At 33.0% G+C, this 2,792-nt stretch carries 3 protein-coding genes; all 3 read left to right on the top strand.

Annotation, left to right across the window (positions count from 1 at the left end):
• On the top strand, window positions 1–761 hold a 761-nt coding region (locus AB1630_11935; GenBank protein MEW6104502.1), incomplete at its 5' end, for an ABC transporter permease.
• On the top strand, window positions 762–1,565 hold the full coding sequence (locus tag AB1630_11930; GenBank protein ID MEW6104501.1) for an ABC transporter permease: 804 nt from the start codon (window positions 762–764) through the stop codon (window positions 1,563–1,565).
• Window positions 1,565–2,695, top strand: a complete 1,131-nt coding sequence (locus tag AB1630_11925) for an efflux RND transporter periplasmic adaptor subunit (GenBank protein MEW6104500.1) — start codon at window positions 1,565–1,567, stop codon at window positions 2,693–2,695. The genes AB1630_11930 and AB1630_11925 overlap by 1 nt, the downstream gene beginning before the upstream one ends.
• Window positions 2,696–2,792 lie beyond the last annotated feature (97 nt).

The following is a 2,792-nucleotide window of genomic DNA, read 5'->3' as shown; positions in this document are numbered from 1 at the left end:
AAAACAGAAGTTATTGGAGTATATTGAATATTACAACAAAAAAGCAAAACCATTTGCATGGACATATGCAGGAAAACCTTGTAAAATATAACATACCTTATTTAAGGGACAGCACACTAGTATTATTAGATACAGGAAGGGGAATGATAGCTGGATATCTGATGTGGCTTTTTGCTGCTTCATCTATACAAACGATGAGCTCTGAAATCTCAGAAGAGGCAATGACAGGAACAATGGAACAAGTTTGTCTTTCTCCACCAGGACCTATTTGTATTTTATTGGCAAGGACAATCTCGGGGGTTTTATTCTCTTTTATCTCTCTTCCCATTGTCTATTATATATTACAGATATTAACTGGGATATATCTAGAGATCAACTTGTGGTCAATTTTACCCATATTAATCTTGACATTTTTTGGAATGTGTGGTTTTGGGTTTATCTTGGCAGGCATTACCTTGGTTTTTAAAAGGATAGGGCTTTTGCTTGATCTTATACCCCTTATACTATTTGGATTGGCTATGCTTCCCATAGAGACATTGCCCAATAACCTTCAAATATTTAGCTTAACCTTTCCTCTTACCCTAGGAGTAAAATTAGTAAGGCTCATACTTTTAAAAGAACAAAGCCTAATCCATTTATTAAAAAATGGCGAAATTTTATTATTATTTTTAAATTCATCTTTTTATTTTCTCGTAGGAATATTTGGATATAAAATTGCAGATAAGATTGCCCGGGATAGAGGTCTATTAGGACACTATTAAATGAAGAATTTTCTTTTGCTCCTTGAGGCAGAAATTAGAAGGGATTATATCTTCATAAGGAGGTATCCTCTTGAAATAATAAGTAGCATTTGTTTTATATATTTTGTGTTTTTGCTTACATTCTTTTCGGCTAAATTTGTCTATGGCGATAAAGAGATAAGATTCTTAGGTAGTTCAATTGAAGGCTGGGTAATTAGCTATGTAATGTGGATTTTTGCCTCAGCCGCTACTTCATATATGAGTGAGCAATTAAAAAATGAGGCACTAATAGGTATATTAGAACAACTTTATCTCTCTCCATTTGGGCTAATTTATATATTGCTAGCAAGGGCCTGCTTAATATTTTTATATATTTCTTTCTCTTTACCCATCTTTTTATATCTATTGCAAGTATCAACAGGGGTATACCTAAAACTTAATTTGTGCTTGATTCTTCCCACATTAGTATTAACATTTATGGGAATGTGTGGTTTTGGGTTTATCTTGGCAGGCATTACATTGGTTTTTAAAAGGATAGGACCTTTGCTTTTAATTATACCATTTTTTCCTCTGGGATTAGCTATGTTTCCGATAGAAGATTTGTCACATAATCTTCAAATATTTGCTTTAATTTTGCCTTTAATTCAGGGTGTAAAACTAATAAGATTGGTGGTATTGGAAAGTCAAAATTTTGTTATTCTCTTTAGAAATGGCGAGATTCTTATATTGGCATTAAACTCTTTTCTTTATCTAGCAATAGGTATATTTATATATAAAACTTTAGAAAGAATTGCAAAAGATAGGGGATTGCTGGGGCATTACTGATGAATAATAGATGGATTTTGATTACTATCTTCTTATTGTTTTTATCTTCTTGTTATAAAACACCCTATGTTGATACCTATTGTGTTAAAAAGGAAGGATTTGAATTATCAATTACCTCAAGGGGAAGGGTAGAAGCAATAAAAGAATTTCAAATTAAATCAAAAATAGCAGGTGTAATTCAGGAGGTCAAGGTTTGCGAAGGCTCTTTGGTTAAGAAGGGCGAAATTCTTCTTAAGTTAGATAAAACAGAATATTTGGCAAGGTTAAAAGAGATAGAAATGGATAGACTTGCCAAAGACTTAGAGATAAAGGAGGCAGAGAGGAATCTTAAAGAAAATGAATTAAATCTTAAAAATGCCAAAAGGGATTATGAGACTTATAAGGAGCTTTATGAACTAAAGGCAATAGCAAAGAATGAATTAGAAAAATTCTATGTTCAATATCAGCTTGCCCAGGTTGCCTATTCAGGAGCCAAAGACAAGATAGAAAGCAAAAGAAATATAAGAGAGGCTATTTCCTCTGATTGGGTAAAGCAGCAACTTGCTTGGACAGAGATTAAGGCTCCCATATCAGGAAAGGTTATAAAGGTTTCCGAAGATGCGAAAAAAGGTCTACCCATATCAATTGGGACATATTTATTTACTATTATTGATCCTTCTTCTTATCGCATAAAAGCCCGTATTGATGAGGTAGATATAAGTAAATGCAGCCCTTTACAAGAGGCTATTGTAAAGGTTGATGCATATCCAAATCTTTCGATTAAAGGAAAAATAAGCAAAATTTCCTCCTCTTTGATTACATCCTCTGAGAGTGGAATAAGGTATTTTGAGATTACATTAAACATTAACCATACTAATCTTTCCCTTTTGCCAGATATGCAGTGTGATGTTGAAATAAGGGAAAAGATAGATAATGTATTAAAAATTCCCCTTGAGGCAATTGTAGAATCTGAGGGCAAAAGGTATGTTTTTGTAGTGAAAGGGAATAAAGTTGTAAAGCGTGAAATAAAGACTAGCTTGGAAAATGCAATGGAAGCTTGTGTTCTCTCTGGGCTTTATGAAAATGAAAAAATAGTTCTTAACCCACCACAAGACCTGAATGATAAAGATACAGTAGTAATTAAAGATTAAATGATCCTCCTTGAGTATACAACCGCAGCCATAAAATCGCTTTATGTCAATAAGATAAGGTCATTCTTAAGTATGCTTGGAATAATCATTGGGGTTT

It is taken from the genome of bacterium (assembly GCA_040753555.1).
Taxonomy (GTDB): domain Bacteria; phylum UBA9089; class UBA9088; order UBA9088; family UBA9088; genus JBFLYE01.
Note: the sequence above shows the minus strand (reverse complement) of the source record. Positions and strands in the feature narration are given on the sequence as shown.